At 72.0% G+C, this 18466-nt stretch carries 16 protein-coding genes and 2 tRNA genes; 10 read left to right on the forward strand and 8 right to left on the reverse strand.

Annotated elements, in window-relative coordinates; translation table 11 throughout:
- Positions 1-87: 87 nt before the first annotated feature.
- The 5 genes from gyrA to ACPCK6_RS07370 all read left to right on the forward strand — a co-directional run bounded on the left by gyrA (position 88) and on the right by ACPCK6_RS07370 (position 5272).
- Positions 88-3867 (forward strand): intein-containing DNA gyrase subunit A, encoded by a 3780-nt coding sequence (gene gyrA / locus ACPCK6_RS07350; RefSeq protein WP_396881795.1) that lies wholly within the window; start codon positions 88-90, stop codon positions 3865-3867.
- Positions 3868-3870: 3 nt separating this feature from the next.
- Positions 3871-4797, forward strand: a complete 927-nt coding sequence (locus ACPCK6_RS07355; protein WP_423480700.1) for a DUF3566 domain-containing protein — start codon at positions 3871-3873, stop codon at positions 4795-4797.
- A 143-nt stretch (positions 4798-4940) separates the two neighbouring features.
- Positions 4941-5014 (forward strand) — tRNA-Ile (locus ACPCK6_RS07360).
- A gap of 43 nt (positions 5015-5057) precedes the next feature.
- Entirely contained in the window at positions 5058-5186 is a 129-nt protein-coding gene (locus ACPCK6_RS07365) for a DLW-39 family protein (RefSeq protein ID WP_013283222.1), read from the forward strand.
- 10 nt (positions 5187-5196) lie between these two features.
- Positions 5197-5272, forward strand: a tRNA-Ala gene (locus ACPCK6_RS07370).
- A 47-nt stretch (positions 5273-5319) separates the two neighbouring features.
- Here ACPCK6_RS07370 and ACPCK6_RS07375 read toward each other — a convergent pair.
- From ACPCK6_RS07375 to ACPCK6_RS07400, 6 genes are all read right to left on the reverse strand, one after another.
- The gene (locus tag ACPCK6_RS07375) at positions 5320-5697 is read right to left on the reverse strand and encodes a carboxymuconolactone decarboxylase family protein (protein WP_088986731.1); all 378 of its coding nucleotides are present in this window, start codon (positions 5695-5697) and stop codon (positions 5320-5322) included.
- Between the two features lie 302 nt (positions 5698-5999).
- Positions 6000-6836: an NAD(P)H-binding protein gene (locus ACPCK6_RS07380; RefSeq protein WP_423480701.1), complete on the reverse strand. Its 837-nt coding sequence runs from the start codon at positions 6834-6836 to the stop codon at positions 6000-6002.
- Positions 6833-7726, reverse strand: a complete 894-nt coding sequence (locus tag ACPCK6_RS07385; protein WP_423480702.1) for an NAD(P)H-binding protein — start codon at positions 7724-7726, stop codon at positions 6833-6835. Before ACPCK6_RS07385 ends, ACPCK6_RS07380 begins: the two co-directional genes overlap by 4 nt.
- Positions 7727-7884: 158 nt before the next feature.
- Entirely contained in the window at positions 7885-8163 is a 279-nt protein-coding gene (locus ACPCK6_RS07390) for a hypothetical protein (protein ID WP_423480703.1), read from the reverse strand.
- A 601-nt stretch (positions 8164-8764) separates the two neighbouring features.
- Complete coding sequence (locus ACPCK6_RS07395; RefSeq protein WP_423480704.1) at positions 8765-9499, reverse strand: LPXTG cell wall anchor domain-containing protein; 735 nt, start codon at positions 9497-9499, stop codon at positions 8765-8767.
- Positions 9500-9578: 79 nt separating this feature from the next.
- Complete coding sequence (locus ACPCK6_RS07400; protein WP_423480705.1) at positions 9579-10115, reverse strand: AAA family ATPase; 537 nt, start codon at positions 10113-10115, stop codon at positions 9579-9581.
- Positions 10116-10166: 51 nt separating this feature from the next.
- Here ACPCK6_RS07400 and ACPCK6_RS07405 point away from each other — a divergent pair, with 51 nt between their 5' ends.
- The 3 genes from ACPCK6_RS07405 to ACPCK6_RS07415 all read left to right on the forward strand — a co-directional run bounded on the left by ACPCK6_RS07405 (position 10167) and on the right by ACPCK6_RS07415 (position 11670).
- Positions 10167-10472, forward strand: coding sequence for an ArsR/SmtB family transcription factor (locus ACPCK6_RS07405; RefSeq protein ID WP_396881787.1), 306 nt, complete (start codon positions 10167-10169; stop codon positions 10470-10472).
- The gene (locus tag ACPCK6_RS07410) at positions 10469-10855 is read left to right on the forward strand and encodes a VOC family protein (protein ID WP_396881786.1); all 387 of its coding nucleotides are present in this window, start codon (positions 10469-10471) and stop codon (positions 10853-10855) included. Before ACPCK6_RS07405 ends, ACPCK6_RS07410 begins: the two co-directional genes overlap by 4 nt.
- Before the next feature lie 125 nt (positions 10856-10980).
- On the forward strand, positions 10981-11670 hold the full coding sequence (locus ACPCK6_RS07415; protein ID WP_423480706.1) for a PH domain-containing protein: 690 nt from the start codon (positions 10981-10983) through the stop codon (positions 11668-11670).
- A gap of 3 nt (positions 11671-11673) precedes the next feature.
- On the opposite strand, the gene ACPCK6_RS07420 is transcribed toward ACPCK6_RS07415, so the two are convergent.
- Positions 11674-12264, reverse strand: a complete 591-nt coding sequence (locus ACPCK6_RS07420; RefSeq protein WP_423480707.1) for a dienelactone hydrolase family protein — start codon at positions 12262-12264, stop codon at positions 11674-11676.
- Between the two features lie 65 nt (positions 12265-12329).
- On the opposite strand from ACPCK6_RS07420, the gene ACPCK6_RS07425 reads away from it, so the two are divergent.
- A complete protein-coding gene (locus tag ACPCK6_RS07425) occupies positions 12330-12920 on the forward strand; it encodes a winged helix-turn-helix domain-containing protein (RefSeq protein WP_262012893.1) in 591 nt (196 codons plus the stop codon).
- Between the two features lie 89 nt (positions 12921-13009).
- The gene (locus ACPCK6_RS07430; RefSeq protein WP_423480735.1) at positions 13010-13957 is read left to right on the forward strand and encodes an L-threonylcarbamoyladenylate synthase; all 948 of its coding nucleotides are present in this window, start codon (positions 13010-13012) and stop codon (positions 13955-13957) included.
- Here ACPCK6_RS07430 and ACPCK6_RS07435 read toward each other — a convergent pair.
- Positions 13954-18423 (reverse strand): cation-translocating P-type ATPase, encoded by a 4470-nt coding sequence (locus ACPCK6_RS07435; protein WP_423480708.1) that lies wholly within the window; start codon positions 18421-18423, stop codon positions 13954-13956. The genes ACPCK6_RS07430 and ACPCK6_RS07435 overlap by 4 nt on opposite strands.
- Positions 18424-18466 lie beyond the last annotated feature (43 nt).

Below are 18466 nucleotides of genomic sequence, written 5' to 3' on the forward strand. Positions count from 1 at the left end.
GTCCACAGAGTTATCCACAGTCTGAACGCTTTCCACAGCCGTTATCCACAGCGAGACCACGACTGAAGAGTCTGATAAGGGTTAACAGTGACCGATACTCCCGAGTCCACCCCGAACGAGCCGGAGACCCCGGAGACACTGGCCGCGGTCGTCCAGCACGACCGGATCGAGCCGGTCGGCCTCGAGGTCGAGATGCAGCGCTCGTACCTCGACTACGCGATGAGCGTCATCGTCGGGCGGGCCCTGCCGGACGTCCGGGACGGGCTCAAGCCGGTCCACCGCAAGATCCTCTACGCCATGTTCGACTCCGGCTACCGGCCGGACCGCGGGTACGTGAAGTGCTCCCGCGTCGTCGGCGACGTGATGGGCCAGTTCCACCCGCACGGCGACTCGGCCATCTACGACGCGCTGGTCCGGATGGCGCAGCCGTGGTCGCTGCGTTACCCGCTGGTCGACGGCAACGGCAACTTCGGCTCGCCCGGTAACGACCCGGCCGCCGCCATGCGCTACTGCCTCGTCGGCGACGCCCGGATCCGTACCGCTGAGGGGTCCGTCCGGATCGCCGACGTCGTGCCGGACGCCGCGCCGAGCAGCGAGACCGACGTCGACCTCAAGGTCCGCGACCGCAACGGCGACCTGGTCCGTGCCAGCAAGTTCTTCCACTCCGGCGAGCACCCCACGCTGCGGCTGCGCACCCGCGAGGGGTACGAGCTGACCGGCACCCACAACCACCCGGTGCTCTGCCTGGTGAACGTGGCCGGCGTGCCGACCCTGCTGTGGAAGCTGCTCGCCGAGATCGCCCCGGGCGACCGGGTGGTCCTCCAGCGCACCGTGCCGGACGAGATCGGCTACCCGATGCTGGAGCACGTCGAGGCCGCCGTGCTGGCGGGCGCGTTCGTGTCCGAAGGGTGGGTGTCCGAGCAGCGGGCCGGCTTCAACAACGTGGACCGGGAGTTCTTCGTCCGGGTTCTCACCGCCTACGACCTCGCAGTCGGCGGCCCCCGGTACGTCGCCGAGCGGGTCATCGCCTCCGGCAGCACGCTGCACGAACTCGACGTACAGAACATCTCCGCACTGCGGGCGAGCGTGCTCGGCGAGATGGTGGGCGCGCGGAGCGCCGACAAGTTCGTGCCGGAGTTCGTCTGGCGCGGGCCGGCCGCGGTCAAGCGGGCCTTCCTCCAAGCGCTGTTCGAGGGCGACGGCTCGTCGTCGCTGCTGCCCCGCCACACGATCCAGGTCTCCTACTCGACCCGCAGCGCGCGGCTGGCCCGCGAGGTGCAGCAGCTGATGCTGGAGTTCGGCGTGGTCAGCCGGCAGTGCCGGTACGACGACGGTGAGATCAAGGTCGTCGTCACCAACCGGCGGGACGCCCGGATCTTCGCCGCCTACATCGGATTCCTCGGCCGCAAGCAGGCAAAACTGGAATCCGAGTTGGCCCAGGTGCCGGCGAGCAGCACGGCGCTCTCCAGCGACCACGTGCCGTTCGTCGGCGACTTCGTCCGTGAGCACGGCGCGAGCCGCTGGACCGAGCGCGACTGGCTGCGCCGGCACAACGTGGACCGGGTCGAGCGCTGGGAGCGGGACCGCGACGAGATCGCGGCCCGGATCACCGAGCCGGGCATCCTCGACGTGGTCGAGCCGCTCGTCGACGGGCGCTTCTACTACGCCGAGGTGACCGAGATCACCGACGCCGGTGTGCAGCCGGTCTACAGCATCCGGGTGGACACCGAGGACCACTCGTTCGTCTCCGACGGGTTCGTCAGCCACAACACCGAGTGCAAGCTCGACCCGCTGGCGATGGAGATGCTGCGGGACATCGACGAGGACACCGTCGACCTGCAGGACAACTACGACGGCCGGGCCAAGGAGCCCACCATCCTGCCGTCGCGGATCCCGAACCTGCTGATCAACGGCTCCGAGGGCATCGCGGTCGGCATGGCCACCAAGATCCCGCCGCACAACCTGCGTGAGATCGGCGCGGCGGTGCAGTGGTGCCTGGAGCACCCGGAGGCCGACGAGGCCACCACGCTGGAAGCCCTGCTGGAGATCGTCAAGGGCCCGGACTTCCCGACCCACGGCCTGATCGTCGGCCAGGCCGGCATCCAGGACGCGTACCGGACCGGGCGCGGCTCGATCCGGATGCGCGCCGTGGTCGAGGTCGAGGAGGACAAGCGGGGCCGGCCGGCGCTCGTGGTCAGCGAGCTGCCGTACCAGGTCAACCCGGACAACCTTGCCGAGCGCATCGCCGAGCTGATCAAGGAGGGCAAGCTCGCCGGCATCGCCGACATTCGGGACGAGTCCTCCGGGCGTACCGGCATGCGGATCGTGCTCGTGCTCAAGCGCGACGCGGTCGCCAAGGTGGTGCTGAACAACCTCTACAAGCACACCCAGCTCCAGGAGACGTTCGGCGCCAACATGCTGGCGCTCGTCGACGGCGTGCCGCGTACGCTCAACCTGGCCCAGTTCATCCGCTACTACGTCGAGCACCAGATCGAGGTGATCCGGCGGCGGACCGCGTTCCGGCTGCGCAAGGCCGAGGAGCGGGCACACATCCTGCGCGGTCTGTCCAAGGCGCTGGACGCACTGGACGAGGTGATCGCCCTGATCCGGCGCTCGCCCACCGTCGAGGACGCCCGGCAGGGCCTGATCCGGCTGCTGGACATCGACGAGGTCCAGGCGACCGCGATCCTGGACATGCAGCTGCGCCGGCTGGCCGCCCTGGAGCGGCAGCGCATCCTGGACGACCTGGCGAAGCTCGAACTGGAGATCGCCGACCTCAAGGACATCCTGGCCAAGCCGGAGCGGCAGCGGCGGATCGTCTCGGAGGAGCTGGGCGAGATCGTCGCGAAGTGGGGCGACGACCGGCGTACGAAGATCGTCCCGTTCGACGGCGAGGTCTCCATGGAGGACCTCATCGCCCGCGAGGACGTGGTGGTGACGATCACGCGCACCGGGTACGCCAAGCGGACCAAGGTCGATCTCTACCGGTCGCAGCGGCGCGGCGGGAAGGGCGTCAGCGGGGCGACGCTCCGCCAGGACGACATCGTCAGCCACTTCTTCGTATGCTCTACCCACGACTGGATCCTGTTCTTCACGAACAAGGGTCGGGTCTACCGGGCGAAGGCGTACGAGCTTCCCGAGGCCAGTAGGGTGGCCAAGGGCCAGCACGTGGCCAACCTGCTCGCGTTCCAGCCCGACGAGCAGATCGCGCAGATCATTGAAATCCCGAACTACCAGGTGGCCCCCTACCTGGTACTGGCCACGAAGAACGGCCTGGTGAAGAAGACGCGGCTCGAGGAGTTCGACTCCAACCGTTCCGGCGGCATCATCGCGATCAACCTGCGCGATGAGGACGAACTGGTCGGTGCGGTCCTGGCCGCTCCGGAGGACGACCTGCTGCTCGTGTCGAAGAACGCCCAGGCGATCCGCTTCAACGCCACCGACGAGGCGCTGCGCCCGATGGGCCGGGCCACTTCCGGGGTGATCGGCATGCGCTTCAGCGGCGAGGACGAGTTGCTCGCGGTCGAGGTGGTGCGAGAGGGTCTGGACGTTCTGGTCGCGACGAACGGGGGTTACGCGAAACGTACCCCGATCGAGGAATACCCGGTCCAGGGCCGGGGAGGTAAGGGCGTGCTGACCGCGAAGATCACCGAGCGACGCGGTGGCCTGGTCGGCGCGGTCGTGATCGATCCGGAGGACGAGCTGTTCGCCATCACGAGCAACGGCGGCGTCATCCGGACTCCGGTGAAGCCTGTACGCCGTACGCGTGACCGGAACACAATGGGGGTCAAGCTGATGGACCTCCCGGACGGCGTGACTATCGTGGCGATTGCTCGCAATGCCGACGAGCCTGACGAACAGGACTAGTTGATGACGGAGACACAGGCGAAGTCGGGGAACAAGGGGACCTCGGCCACTCCGGTCGACGAGGAGGCCGCGCAGGGCGGCACACCAGCGACCGGCCGCGCGGCTGTGGGCCGGGCCACGGTTCCCGCCGACGCGCCTGCCCCGAAGTTCACCCGGGCTCCCGGCATGGCCCCGCCTCCGGACAAGCCGGCCGAGGACTCCGGTTCCCGGGACTCGGCCGAGACCAAGGTCGACGCGCCGACGTCGGCCGACGGGCTGGCCGCCCCGGCCGCCAAGTCCACGAACGCCACGAGCACCCAGCCGATCAAGGCGCCGTCGGCCGCCGGCCGGGCCTCCACCGGTACGACCGGCACGCAGCCGCGGATCGGCGCCGGCCTGGGAACCGCCCCGAAGGTGTCGCCCGACGGCTCGCGCCCGGGCGGTGCCGCGAACGCCCAGTCCCGGCCCGCCAACGGCGGCGGCCTGCCGCCGGGCATCAGCGGCGCGGCGGCAGTCGGCGCCGCGCGCGTGGGTGAGGCGGTACGCGCCGCGCGTACCTCGGTCAGCTCGGCCGCGTCGCGCGGACCGCGACGGGCCCGGCTGAACCTGAAGCGGATCGACCCGTGGTCGGTGATGAAGTTCGCCTTCGCGGTGTCCGTGGTGCTCTTCATCGTGGTCGTCGTGGCGACGTCGGTGCTCTACCTGGCGCTCGACGCGATGGGTGTGTTCAAGAGCGTCAACGACAGCCTGACCGACCTGGTGAACGCCGGCGGCGGCCAGGGCGGCGGTGGATTCCGGATCACCGCCAAGGGCGTGATCCTGACGTCGTCGCTGATCGGCCTGGTGAACGTCGTGCTGTTCACCGCGCTGGCGACGCTCAGCGCGTTCGTCTACAACGTCTGCGCCGACCTGGTCGGCGGGATCGAGCTGACGCTCGCCGAGCGGGACTGATCGACCGGCGCCGGGGCACCGCGTAAAGCGGTCGCCCCGGCGTCGTACGTCCGGGTAGGTTCGAGATGGCGCGGGCGCTTCCACTACGTACCCCCGATTTGGGCGCGGTGGAGGCGATGGGTTAACCTAGCTCGTCGCTACGCGGGGCTATAGCTCAGTCGGTTAGAGCGCAGAGCTGATAACTCTGAGGTCGCTGGTTCGATTCCAGCTAGCCCCACCGCACATCGTCCGACGACAGTCGAGCGCGAGGGGTCAAGCACATGTTCAAGAAGCTCCTGATCCTGGCCGGCATCGTCGGTGTGGCAGCCGTCGTGGCCAAGAAGGTCAAGGCCTCGAACGACGAGCGCGCCCTGTGGCACGAGGCGACCACGGCGCCCGACCTGCGCTGAACGCCGTCACGGGGCCCTAGCTCAACTGGCAGAGCACTGCCTTTGCAAGGCAGGGGTTAGGGGTTCGAGTCCCCTGGGCTCCACCACATCATCCGGCCAGTTCACGACCCGTTGACGGGTGCTGGCAGCGTCGTCAGCGGTGCTCGCCGAAGACCGCCGCGGCCACCTGGTAGCTGTCGAACGCCCGGGCCGCCCCGGCGTACGCCTCCAGGTGGATGAAGAGCTCGACGATCTCCTCCTTGGTCACGCCCGACGTCAGCGCGATGCGCAACTGCCCCCGCAGCGGCTCGTGGGTGCCCAGCGCCGCCGCGACGGCCACCGAGATCAGGCAGCGGCTCCGCAGGTCCAGGCCCGGTCGCGGCCACGAGTCGCCGAAGGTGTGCTCGGTCGCCAGCCGCCGGAAGTCCTGACCGACCGCGGGTTCCCCGTCGGCCAGCGGCAGGGTCAACGGTTGGCCGAGGAGGCGTTCCGCGGTGTCGAGGGCCTGCTGGTATCGGGGATCGTCGGGCATGCGTTGCCACCTCCGCACGTGTCAGCCGATCGACTGCCGTTCGGTTCCAGCATCGTGCCCACCCCGGCGTTCGGTCGGCCGTTCCGGGAAACCACCGGTGATCTCGGTGCCGAGTGCAGCCGGGCGGTCCGCCGTCCCCCGCCCACCGGTGCACCCCCTGCGACTGCAACGCCCGGACAGCCGGCGCCGCCAGCGGCCGCCCGATTCGGTGATCTCCGTCGGTGCGTTCGGCTGCGAATGCGGTGGATGGTCGCGTGGGACCTCGTGCCCCGATCGGGCCACGAGGTCCCACGATTGAGGGTCTACCGGAAGTCGGCCGCGTGGTCCCTGGCCCACTGCGCGAATGTCCGTGCGGGTCGGCCGGTCAGGCGCGGGACGACGTCTGCCCACTGCTGGTTCGTCGGCGCGGGGTTACGCGTGGACTCGGCCCACATGGCGAAGATCCAGTCGACGAACGTCTCCGGATAGCCGTCGCTGATCCACTCGGCCCGAGCCTCGACCGGATCCAGCTCCTCGAACCGCACGGTGGTGCCGATCGCGGCGCCGATCGCGTCGACCTGCGCGACGGTGGTGAGCGCTTCGGGGCCGGCGAATGTGTAGGTCCGGCCGGCGTGACCGTCCTCGACGAGCACCGTTGCGGCGACCGCGGCGATGTCCGCCTCGTGGGTGGGCTGGGTCAGCGCCGCGCCGTACGGGCGGCGGACCACCCGGCGTTCCTTGATGGAGGGGGCCCAGTCCAGCCAGTTTGCGGCGAACTCGCCGGGCCGGACGTGCGTCCATTCCAGACCGGACTCCTCGACGGCACGCTCGACCGCCAGGTATCCGTCCTCGCTGTCGTCGGTGTCGGCCAGCGCACCAGACAGCACGACGATGCGCCGTACCCCGGCTTGCCTCGCGGCGGCGACCACCTCACGTGCCGTACGCCCGACCGGGAACAGGTACATCCTCTCGATACCGTGCAGCGACGATTCCAGGGACGCCGGGTCCGTCAGGTCGCCGCCGACCACCTCCACTCCGGCCGGAAGGCCCGCCGCCGACAGTGTCCGCGTGAGCGCGCGTACCCGATGCCCGGTCTTCATCAGTTCGGCGACGACGTGTCGGCCGACCATGCCTGTTGCGCCAGTGACCAGGATCGTCATCGCGTCACCTCGGGCCGGAAATCGGCGGCGTGATCGTTCGCCCATTGGCCGAACGTGCGCGGTGGCCTCCCCGTCACCCGCAGACAGGTGTCCGTCGGCGGCAGTACGCCCGTACCATCGACGGCGTCGGCGAGCAGCGCGATCATCCAGTCGGCGGTCTCCTCGTCGTAGCCGTCGCGCAGCCACTGCGTGCGTGCCTCGGCCGGATCGATCTCCTCGAACCGCACCTGCGTACCGATGGCGGCGCCGATCGCGGCGACCTGCTCCGCCTGCGAGACCTTCGCCGGGCCGGTGACGGTGTGAGCGGCACCGACATGGTCGTCGGTCAGCAGCGCCGCGACCGCCACGTCGGCGACGTCGGCCTCGTGGACCACCGGGTAGCCGGCGCCGGCGTACGGCTCGCGCACCACCCGCTCGGTCCGGATCCGGTGGGCCCACCGCAGCGCGTTGACGGCAAGCAGCCCAGGCCGCACGTGGGTCCACTCGGCGCCGGTGGCCTCCACAAGCAGTTCCAGCCCGCGATGCGCTTCCCGCTCCTCGGTCAGATGCCGCCCGAGTACGCCGTCGCCGCCGGTTCCGGGTGGGAACCCGGCCGCCGCCGCAGAATGCACGACGAACCGGGTGACGCCGGTCTTCACCGCCTCGTTGAGGAAACCGTTGTCGGCCGCGCCGTAGACGAAGGGGTAAAGGTAAACGGACTGCGCGCCGTCCAACGCCGCTCGCCAGGTCTCGGGACGTTCGAAGTCTCCCTGGACCACCTCGACCCCGTGCGGCATCAGGCCCGTCTGGGGCCGGCGGGTCATCGCCCGCACCGTTCGTCCGGCCCGGACCAGCCGGGACACCACCTGGCGGCCCACGTTGCCGGTCGCCCCGGTTACTAGGATTGTCACGTTGCTCCTTCTCTAATACCTGGGATGGGCAATAGACCGCCGCCGCGAATCCACGGCCAATGGCGCGGCGGCGGTCGCCACGCTAGGTCAAAATTTCGAAGGCCGCACATCGTACATATGTGCGAGGCGCAGGAGTCGCCGGTCGGCCGACGGAGGATCTAGATTCCTTGACCGCCCTTACGGGACCGTCGGTGCGTGAAGGCGTAGACGACGGCTGCCAGGCCGATGACGGCGAGTGCGCCGGCGATGGCCGCGTAAACGGCCAGTCTGCGTTCGGCTGCGGCGATGTCGGCGGCTTGCTTCTCCAGCATCGCGGCGGTCGGATCCTGGTAGGGCATCGAGATGCCGGACAGATCCAGGAACGGCAGGCACGGCAGCATGCAGGAGGCGACGAGCAGGAGAACCCCGGCGGTGAGCGCCAGGCGGGCACGCGACATCGCGACAGGCTCTCACAGGGTCGTGCTCCGCGGATGGCCTGGTCAGTGGTGGCGAATTGAGGTCTTCCAGCCGGGTCGCACCTCGACGGCCGGATCGCCGCGGTCACGGCCCGGCCGTCGATCCGGTCGCCCAGCTCCGCGATCGACCGGCGGGCCAGTTCGTCGCGCTGCGCCAGGGGTACGCCGCGCTGGATGCCCTCCTTGACCGGCCCGTCCATCGGGTCGATCGCGATCCCGCCCGTCCGAAGCCGGCGAGGTCGACGGCGAGGGCCGACGTGCTCCTGCCCGGCTTGCGGGTTGTGCCCGTCGAGCCATGGGACGACGGTCCACGGCCACTGATAGCCCTCGCCCGGTCGGCCGACCGCGACCGGCACCGGCACGGGCGCCGGGAGGTGGGGGCGAGCCAGTGCAGCCAGGTCGCGTCGGTCGCCACCTGGTCGACCGCCCACGGCGCACGTGGCAGCCGCACGGTCAGGGAGTCACCCAGCCGGAACAGCGCGTTGTCGGTGCCGGTCAGCGGCTGCGGCACGATCGCAGGCTCGACCCGGGAAACGCGGCGCGCCCAGCCCGATGACGCATCGAGCTGGGCGCACCCCGGGAACTATGCGACGAAGCGGGAACGACGTCGGCGTCCGATGACGTAGCCGGCGCCGCCGAGGAGCAGAAGCGCCCCGCCGACACCGGCCACGGTCGCGGTGTCGGCACCGGTCACGGGCAGCCCGCCGCCCTCGCCGCCACCGGGCGCGCCGAGGCTGGCGGAGGGAGTGACGGGCGGTACGACCGTCGACGTGGCGCTGGGCGTCGCGGTCGGCGTGGTCGTGGGCTGAGACGGCGTCGGAGTCGCCGTCGGCTGGGACGCGCAGTCGAGCGCACGAGCCTCGTACAGGCCGTTGTTCAGGTAGGCGAGGTAGGCCTCGACGGACGGGTCGTCGAGCACCTTCTGCGCGGCGGCCCGCACGTTGGGGCCGGCGTCCGTCATCGTCTGGCCGATCGAGACGCGCAGAGCCGTCGCCCAGCGATCCGGCAGGTTCTTGAGGTATGCGCGAAGGTCGTCAGAGGTGTCCTTCAGCCGCTCCTCGATCTCGCTCGGCAGAACGGGCAGCGATTCGGCCTGTGCCTCGGCCAGCAGCCGGTACGCCAGCAGCCGAAGCTCGGAAACGGGGGCGCTGTCCAGGTCGATGGTGACAAGTTCGCGGAAGTCCTTGTACACCTTGCGTTCGACAGTCTGGCAGGACTCGTTGAGCCCGGGCGCTGCGGTTTGCGCCGCCGCCGCCGGCGCTGCCGGAATCAAAAAGGCCAGCGCCACCAGGGCACCGGCCGGAATCTTCCATTGCATGTGGACGTTCCTCCCCGTATAGATCAAAACATGGAGATGTTACCGGCGTCGGTCCGAAAAGCAAGGGGCATTGATTGCGCTAACGACGCAGTCGATCAACTACCTCTTTTATCGATGCCACCCGGTTTGCCAGCGGGCCCGCCGGCACGTCGACGAGGTCGAATCCCGCCTCCCGGTACGTCAGTTCGTGGACCCGCTCGAAGACGAGCGACTCCTCGAAGCTGATCCGACGCGCGGCTGTCGCCTCGACGAAGCCCTGATTCCGTACGAAGAAGACGGTCCGCTCCGTCGTCATGCGCTCGATCTCGTCGAGCAGCGCGGGTGGCGGCGTCAGCCCCAGATGGCGGCACAACGCGAGCGTGCAGACGGGTGAGCGGTCGTGGAACACCACGTCGCCGCCGAACAGTTCGGCTCGGCGCCGCCGCCTCCGCTGGAGATCCAGCACCCGCTCGGCGAAGTCCGGTTCCCGCCACGGCTCGGGCCGGCCGAGCGCCTGGTGCAGCGCGATCACGTCGGTCGCCGCCTCCTCCACGACGGGGTGGCCGTCGATCTCCAGGTGGCGCAGGATCGCGGTCTTACCGGAGCCGGGAGTGCCGGTGAGGATGTATCCGGGCATGGCGTCCTCCGATTGCGGGCAACCTCTTGATAGGCAAGCGGCTACTTGCCTATGGTGGATGATGTGGGCGATCTGTACCAGGCGCTGGCCGATCCCACCCGCCGCCTGATCCTCGACGAGCTGACCGAGCGCGACGGTCAGACCCTGTTCGAGATCTGCGGCCGGCTGGCCACGAAGCACCAGGTCGGTTCGTCCCGGCAGGCGATCTCCCAGCACCTCGACGTCCTGGAGGCCGCCGGCCTGATCGTCACGCGGCGGCAGGGCCGCTACAAGTTCCACCACCTCGACACCCGGCCGCTGCGGTCCATCACCGAGCGATGGCTCAGGTCCGACGCACCCACCCAGGAGAACCCATGAGAATCAACCTCACCAGCGTGTACGTCGACGACCAGGACAAGGCCCTGCGCTTCTACACCGAGGTGCTGGGCTTCGTGAAGAAGACCGATGTGCCGACCGGCGAGTACCGCTGGCTGACCGTGGTGTCACCGGACGCCCCGGACGGCGTGGAGTTGCTGCTGGAGCCCGACGCGCACCCGGCTGCCAAGGCGTTCAAGGAGGCGCTCGCGGCCGACGGGATCCCGCTGACGCAGTTCGCGGTGGACGACGTGGCCGCCGAGCACGACCGGCTGCGGGGCCTCGGCGTGCTGTTCACCCAGGAGCCGGTCGACATGGGCCCGGTGACCACAGCGGTGTTCGACGACACCTGCGGCAACCTGATCCAGATCGCACAGTACCGGTAGCACTCATCAACACGTTGACCGACGACGAGTGCGACCGGGTTGCGAGCCTCGCCGAGGTCGCGGAGCTGGCGAGAGGGCGTTGACTCCGCGCGGAACCGCTGGACACGATCGGTCACCCTGGCGGCATGACGGTGTGGCGGCGCCCGTACTCGCTGGACCTGACCACCTCCGGCTCCATGGTCGTGGCGGGGCTGGCGGTCGGCTTCGTCGTGCTCATCGTGTTCGGGATCCGCAGCGGCAGTTTCCTGGAACGGGAGGCGGTGGTCCTCGGAGTGTGGAACGTCGGCGTCCTCGCCGTCGCGGTCCGCCGCGCGATGCTCGGCGTCTGGGTGAGCCCCGTCGGCGTCCGCTCGCGCTCGCTGCTCCGCACGACCACAGTGCCGTGGGCCTCGGTCGTGGAGATCCACAGCGGTACGGCTTCGATAGCGGGCCTGGACATGGGACGCGACGCGATCGTCATCGAGCGGACCGACGGCGAGCCGGTGCAGACGCCGATCCAGTCCGGCGCCATCGTCCGGCCGTTCCGCCTGGAGCTGACCCGGCTGGTCACCTGGCCGGAGCACTACGACGATATCCTCGCGACCCTGCGGGAGTGCCACCGGAACGCCCGGCCCCCGGAGCAGCGCGCGCCGGTGAGCCCGGCGCCGGATCCGGTCCGCGCCGACCGTCCGGACCCGCCGGAGCAGATCCGGCGGCCCGCTCCGAGCGCCGCGCAGCGGCGTGACCTCCACGCGTTGACCAGGCAGTACGAGCGTGGAGTGCTGACCGACACCGAGTACGCGGCCGCCTTGGCGCGGCTACGCGGGGACGAGTAGGCGTCAGCCGAGCCGGTCGAGCAGTTCGCGGCTGCGGCTCACCACCAGCGCGGTGGCCTCGGCGTCGTACGAGGGCAGCGAACTGTCGGTGAACAGGTGCCGGTCGCCGGGGTAGACGTACAGCTCGCCGCGTTCGGGACCGACGATCGACACCAGCTCACGGGCGGCGTCCACGTCGCCTTCCAGCCCGAAGAACGGGTCCTGTTCCATGCCGTGCACCTGCACCGCCACCCCGTCGGGCCAGGGGCCGATCGCCCACTCGCCGGTCACCGGCAGGCAGGCCTCGTAGAGCAGGGCGGCCCGGGCGCCGGCCCGGGTCTGGGCGAGCCGCTGGGCGATGGCGGCACCCCAGGAGACGCCCGCGTAGACGAGGCCGGCGGGCAGGCCGGCGACGTACGCGTCGGCGCGCTGGTCGAGGACGTCGCCGCCGATCCGCTTGATCAGCGCGGCGCCGTCGGAGATGGTGGCCGGCCGTTCGCCGTCGAAGAAGTCGGGGACGTGGACGGTATGGCCGCCGGGCCGGAGGGAGTCGGCGAGCGCGCGGACGCCGTCCGTGAGCCCTTGAATGTGGTGGAAGAGCACGATCTCAGCCATCACTACACTCCTGAGTTGTCAGACCAGAGTTGTCGAACGAACCAGAATCTTAGAACGGTCGAGAAATGTCGGTCAATGAGCGAATCCCGGACTACGACCTCGACGACCTGCTCGTGGTCACCGCTCCGGAGCAGTTGCGCGCGCTCGCCGACCCGCTGCGGAGCACGCTGCTCGAACTGCTCCTGGAGCGCGCCGCCACGGTGAACGAGATGGCCCGCGCCGTCGACCGGCCGAAGAGCAGCGTGGCGTACCACGTGAACCAACTGGTGGACGCCGGTCTGCTGCGCGTGGTGCGGACCCGCCGCGTACGGGCCATCGAGGAGCGGTTCTACGGGCGGGTGGCCCGCACCTACTACGTCGGCGCGCTCAGCCGGGCGGAGGACAAGCAGGTGGTGTCCCGGATCAACGGGCTCGCCGAGGCGGCAGCCGAAGCGGCGGCCGCACACGCCGCCGACGAACTGCGGTGCACGCTCGTGCACGCGCGCATCCCGATCGAGGACGTCCGCGAGTTCTGGGCGGAGGTGCAGGCGCTGGCCCGGCGGTTCGCGCAGATCCCCCGCGCCGGCGACCAGGTGTACGGCTTCGCCGCCGGCCTCTACCCCACCGACGCGCCCACGCTTCCCGACACGGACCCCGCCACCGACAGGCGCGACTGACGGCCCCACCACCCGACGGCAGGGTCTTGCCGGGGCGACCAACCCGGCAGGCTAGCGTCGGAAGCGTGAGCACCGGATCCCCGCGCGTCCTGCCGGCCGAGCGCGGCATCGACGAGGCAGCCGCCGTCCTGCGCGCCGGCGGGCTGGTCGCCTTCCCCACCGAGACGGTCTACGGGCTCGGCGCCAACGCGCTCGACGCCCGGGCCGCCGCGCGGATCTTCGAGGCGAAGGCCCGGCCCAGCTTCGACCCGCTGATCAGCCACCTGGCCGACGCCGCCGACCTGGCCGCGCTGGTGGGCGAGGTGCCCGCGGTGGTGGCCGAGCTGGCGAAGCGCTTCTGGCCCGGCCCGCTCACCCTGATCGTGGACCGGCCGGAGATCATCCCGCCGATCGTCACCTCCGGCCTGGACACGATGGCGGTACGCGTACCGGACGAGCCGTCGGCGCGGGCGCTGATCGCGGCGGCGGGCGTACCGGTGGCGGCGCCGAGCGCCAACCGCTTCGGCCAGCTCAGCCCCACCAGGGCCGAACACGTGGTGGCCGGGCTGGGTGGCGCGGTGGACGTGGTGCTCGACGGCGGGCCCACCCGGTGCGGCATCGAGTCGACGATCGTGGACGCGCGCGGTGAGCGGCCGGTGGTGCTGCGGCTGGGCGCGCTGCCGGTGGAGGCGATCATCGAGGCGGTCGGCCCGGTCGAGGTGCGCCAGGGCAGCTCCGGTCAGCCGGTCGCGCCCGGGACGCTCGCCGCGCACTACGCCCCGCGTACCCCCTTGCGGTTGGGCACGGCGGCCGAGCCCGGCGGCGGCCGGCGGGGATTCCTCGCCTTCCGGGAGCCACCGGCGGACGGCGACTGGGCCGCGGTGGAGGTGCTGTCGCCGGACGGCGACGTGACGGCGGCGGCGGCACGCCTGTTCGACGCGCTGCACCGGCTCGACGCAGCAGGGGTGACCGAGATCGTCGCCGAACCGGTGCCGGAGACCGGCGTGGGCCGCGCGATAAACGACAGGCTGCGCCGGGCCGCCGCCACCTGGCACTAGGAACCGGGCTGCGGCAGGCGGTCGACCAGCTTGGTCAGCGCGCCGTTGGCGAACGTCGCGCCGAGCGCCGAGCCGGTGGCGATGGTCCAGCCCACCGGGCCGAGCGGGGTGCAGCCGAAGAAGTGGCTGACACCAGGCGTCTGCACCACCGCCACGAGCACGCCCACCGACGCGGCGGTGGCGGCGAGCACGCTGAGGCTGGTGCCGCCGGCCAGCACGGTCTGCCCGAGCTGGGTGCCGATCAGCGAGGCGAGCGCGACGGTGCTGGCGCGTCGCTGGGTGCCGGTCCACCTGGCGATCGTCCAGCCGGCGGTCGCGCCCAGCGTGGTCGCCGCCGCGCGCAGCCCGATCTCCCGGGTCATGGTGACGCCGAGCGAGGAGTCCGGCCCTTCCCGCAGCAGGTGGTCGGCGCTGTCGTCGGCGGGCGGGCGGACCGCGATGGCGAGCGCCGGTGCCAGGTCGGTGAGCAGGTTGACCAGCAGGAGTTGCCGGCCGCCCAGGGCGGACCGGCCGGTCGCGGCGGCGCTGAGCACGCTGAACGCGATCTCACCGAGGTTGCCGCCGACCAGGATGCTGAGCGCGTGCCGGACGGACGACCACATGGCGCGTCCCTCGACCAGCGTGGCGATGATCGTCTCCAGCCGGTCGTCGGTGACCACCAGGTCGGCGGCGGCGCGGGCGGCGGGAGTGCCCCGCTGACCGAGCGCGATGCCGACGTCTGCCAGCCGGATCGCCGGCGCGTCGTTCGCGCCGTCTCCGGTCATCGCAACGGTGCGGTCCTGGCGCTGCAACGCCTGGATGATCCGCACCTTGTGGGCGGGCGTGCAGCGCGCCACCACGTCGGTGGCCATCAGACGCTCGGCGAGCGCGGCGTCGTCCAGCCGGTCCAGGTCGGTGGCGGTGACCACGCGCTGCCCGCCGTCGTCCGGGCTGATGGTCGCGGCGATCGCCTCGGCCGTGGCCGGATGGTCACCGGTGATCATGACGGTGTGCACGCCCGCGGCCCGGATCCGGGCCACCGCCGGCCGGGCGCTGTCCCGCACCCCGTCGGCGAGCGTCAGGAAACCCACGAAGACCAGCCCGTCCACCTGCTCGTCGCTGACCTGCTCGGTGGAGACCCGGCACTCGGCCACAGCGAGGATGCGGTGCCCGGCACCGGCCCGACCGGCCAGCATGGCCTGCACCTCCTCGCGTCCGCCCGCGTCCAACGGACGGTCACCCTCGGCGGTGCGCCGGGACGCGCAGCGTGGCAGCACCGACTCGGGGGCACCCTTCACGCTCAGCAGCAGCCCGCCGGTGCCACGGCCGACGGTGGCGCTGTAGCCCCGGGACGGCTCGAACGGCAGCCCGGCGGTGGCGGTCCACTCCGCCGCGCCGGTCCGCTCGGTCACCCCGGCGGCGTCCGCGCCGTGGCGTACCGCCCGGTCGGTCTGCTGCGGCAACTCGTCCGGGTCGGCGGCGGCCGGGGTGGCCCGCACGGCAGCGGCCAGCGTCGACCGGAGCGGCTCGTCCAGTTCGTCCAGCACGGCGTACCGGCCGTCACCGGTACCCACCCCCGCCAGCAGCAACTTCCCCTCGGTGAGCGTGCCGGTCTTGTCGAAGCAGAGCACGTCGACCCGGCCCAGCGCCTCGATGGTCCGGGGGTTGCGGACCAGGGCGCCGTGCTCGGCCAGCCGCCGCGCCGCCGCCAGCTGCGCGGCACTGACCAGGAACGGCAACCCCTCCGGCACCGACGCCACGGCCAGGTTCGCGGCGGTCGCCGCCGTCTCGGCAAGGGGTACGCCCCGAAGCAGCCCCGCCCCGGCGACAGCGATCGCCGAGGCGGCCGCCAGGGGTACGGCGCTGCTCGTCAGCCTGCCGAGCCGCGCCTCCACGCCACTGACCGGCGGGGCCTGCCGGGCCATCGCGAGGCTCCGCCCGGCCTCGGTCTCCGCACCGGTCGCCACCACGACGGCGGTTCCGTGCCCGGCGGCCACTGTGGTGCCCTCGAACAGCATCGAGTGCCGTTCGGCGACGGCCGCCGCGACCACCGGTTCCGGACTCTTCGCCACCGGCAGCGACTCGCCGGTCAACGACGACTCGTCGGCCTCCAACCCCTCGCTCGTCAGCACGCGGCAGTCGGCCGGTACGGCGTCCCCGGAGCTGACCGTGATCACGTCGCCGCGTACCAGCTCCTCGGCGGGCACCACCCGCTCGGTGCCGTCGCGCAGCACCCGGGCGGTGACCGCCGAGCGGGACAGCAGCTCGGCCAGGGAGCGTTCGGTGTTGCGCTGGTGCACGGCGCCGACCAGCGCGGACCCGCCCACCACACCGCCGACCAGTGCCGCGTCGACGAGCGAGCCGAACGCGGCGGAGAGCACCGCACCGGCGGCCAGCACCGGGGTGAGCGGGTTGGACAGCTCCTCCACGAACGCGCGGAGCAGCCCGGCCGGGCCGTGCTCGTCGCCGACCTCGACGCGCCGGCGGCGGGCCGCCTCCTCCTCGGCCAGCCCGGACGGGCCGGTGGCGAGCTGGTCCAGGACGGTCTGCGCCGGCATCAGGTGCCAGGCGGTGAGCGCGGGCGTCGGTGCGCCGGTCCGGTCCGGCAGCCGGTGCGCCCGGAACACGCCGTGCGCGAACGCGAGCGCCGCCGCGCCGTTCACCGCCGCCAGGGTCGGGCGGGGCAGCCGCCGCCGGTCGGCGGTGAACGCGGCGAGCGCGCCGAGCCCGCTGCCGGCCATCGAGATCCGGACGTTCTGCTCGGTCATCCGGCGGGCCACCCCGGCGGCGTCGACGAGCAGTGCGGGTACCCGCAGGTCGTCACCGACCAGCAGGTGCGCGCCCCACGGCGGCAGATCGTCCGGGCCGTACACGCCGAGGCCGCAGTCCGAGGCGGCCAGTGCCGACCGCTCACCGGAGACCACCATCACCACCGCGCCCTCGCGTTGCAGGTCGTGCACCGCGTCGGCGAGCCGGGCACCACCGGGTACGAGCAGGTCGGCGAAGTCGTACCGGCCGTCGTCCGCGCCGCCGACCACGAGCCGCAGGCCCGCCTGCCGGGCGGCCGACGCCAGCGCGTCCACACCCGGCGCGGGCTCCGGCTCGACCCGCAGGACGGCGGCGAGCCGGCCGTTCTCGGCGAGCCCGAGCAGCCGTCCACCGTCGGCGCGCAGCCGGGCGCTGTCCGGGGTGTCACCGGGATCGTCGGCGCCGAGGCGGTCCAGCGGGCCGATCCGCCAGCCGTCGGCGGCGCGTACCGCATCCGGCTCGGCCGGGTCGAACAACGCGAACGCCCGGGCGGCGACCTGCCCGGTGTCGGCGGCGGCCAGCGGCGCGAGGTCGGCCAGGACGCCCCGGTCCGAGCCGAGCACCGCCGCGTCGAGCACCACCGTGTCGATCCGGTCCAGCTCCCGCAGCACACTGCGGTCCATCGCGATCACGCCGCGCCGGGCGAGCATCCGGCCGAGTTGTGCGCCGTACCCCTCGCGACCGGAGCCGGGCGCCTTCGGCAGCGAGGACAGCGCCAGCGCGGCGGCGCGCTTCGGCCCCAGCACCGGCAGGGCCGCCGCCCCGGCGACCGCGCCGGCCGGGAGCACCCGCTTGGCGTACCGCTCGGGCTGCCCGTCGGGCACCGGGCAGGGCCGTTCGCCGTCGGGCACCCGGGCCACAGCCCGCTCCGGGTCACCGGTCAGGTGTGGTTCGGCCCGCCGCCACGCGGCCAGTTGCGCGGCGCCCTCGCCCCACTGCACCACGCGCTGCGCGCCGTCGAGCACGATGCCGGCCCAGCCGCCGGTGAGACCCTGCACCACGGCCTCGGCCAGCGGGAACAGCACCTCCGCGCGCGGGTCGGCGCGGATGCCCAGGCCGGCCAGCGCGTGCAGCTTCGGGTGCAGGTCGACGGCGCCGAGCAGCCCGGCCACCTCGGCCGGGATGGGGGTGAGCGGCAGGACCCGGGTAGCAGCGGAGATGCTCAACCCGAGCACATCGGACAGCAGCGCGCCGAACGTCCGGGCCGTACGCGGTCCGTCCTCGGGCGGCTGCGGCGGCTCGATCTCCGGGTCCGGCTCGTACGGGCAGGTCTGCTCCACGCGCGCCACAGTGGCGATCAGGTCGCGCAGCTTCGGCGCCGGATCCCCGGTCGCCACCACCACCCGGCCCGACGGCGCGTTCACCCGCGCCCAGGTCACGCCCGGCATCGACTCCAGCGCCGCCTCGACCTGGCGGGCCAGCCGGTCGCCGCCGTCCTGGCAGACGCCGTGCACCTCGATGTGGTGGCGGCCGTCCTGCGACCACACGCGGCGGCTGGTCAGCCCGGTGAGTCGGGCCAGCCGGGCCGCCGCCGTACCGACGCTGCCCGCCACCTCGCTGACCCGGGCTGGCACGGCGTCAGTGGGCAGGGCCGAACCGACGGTACGCACGACACGCGCGGCGGCCTCCGGTACGACAGTCGGAGACAGCAGGAGGCCGGCGAACCGTCCCAGCGCCATCTCGCCTCCCGGTCTCGTCCCGGCGGCCCGACTTCCCGGCGCG

It is taken from the genome of Micromonospora sp. AB353 (genome assembly GCF_049538395.1).
Taxonomy (GTDB): Bacteria; Actinomycetota; Actinomycetes; order Mycobacteriales; family Micromonosporaceae; genus Micromonospora; species Micromonospora aurantiaca.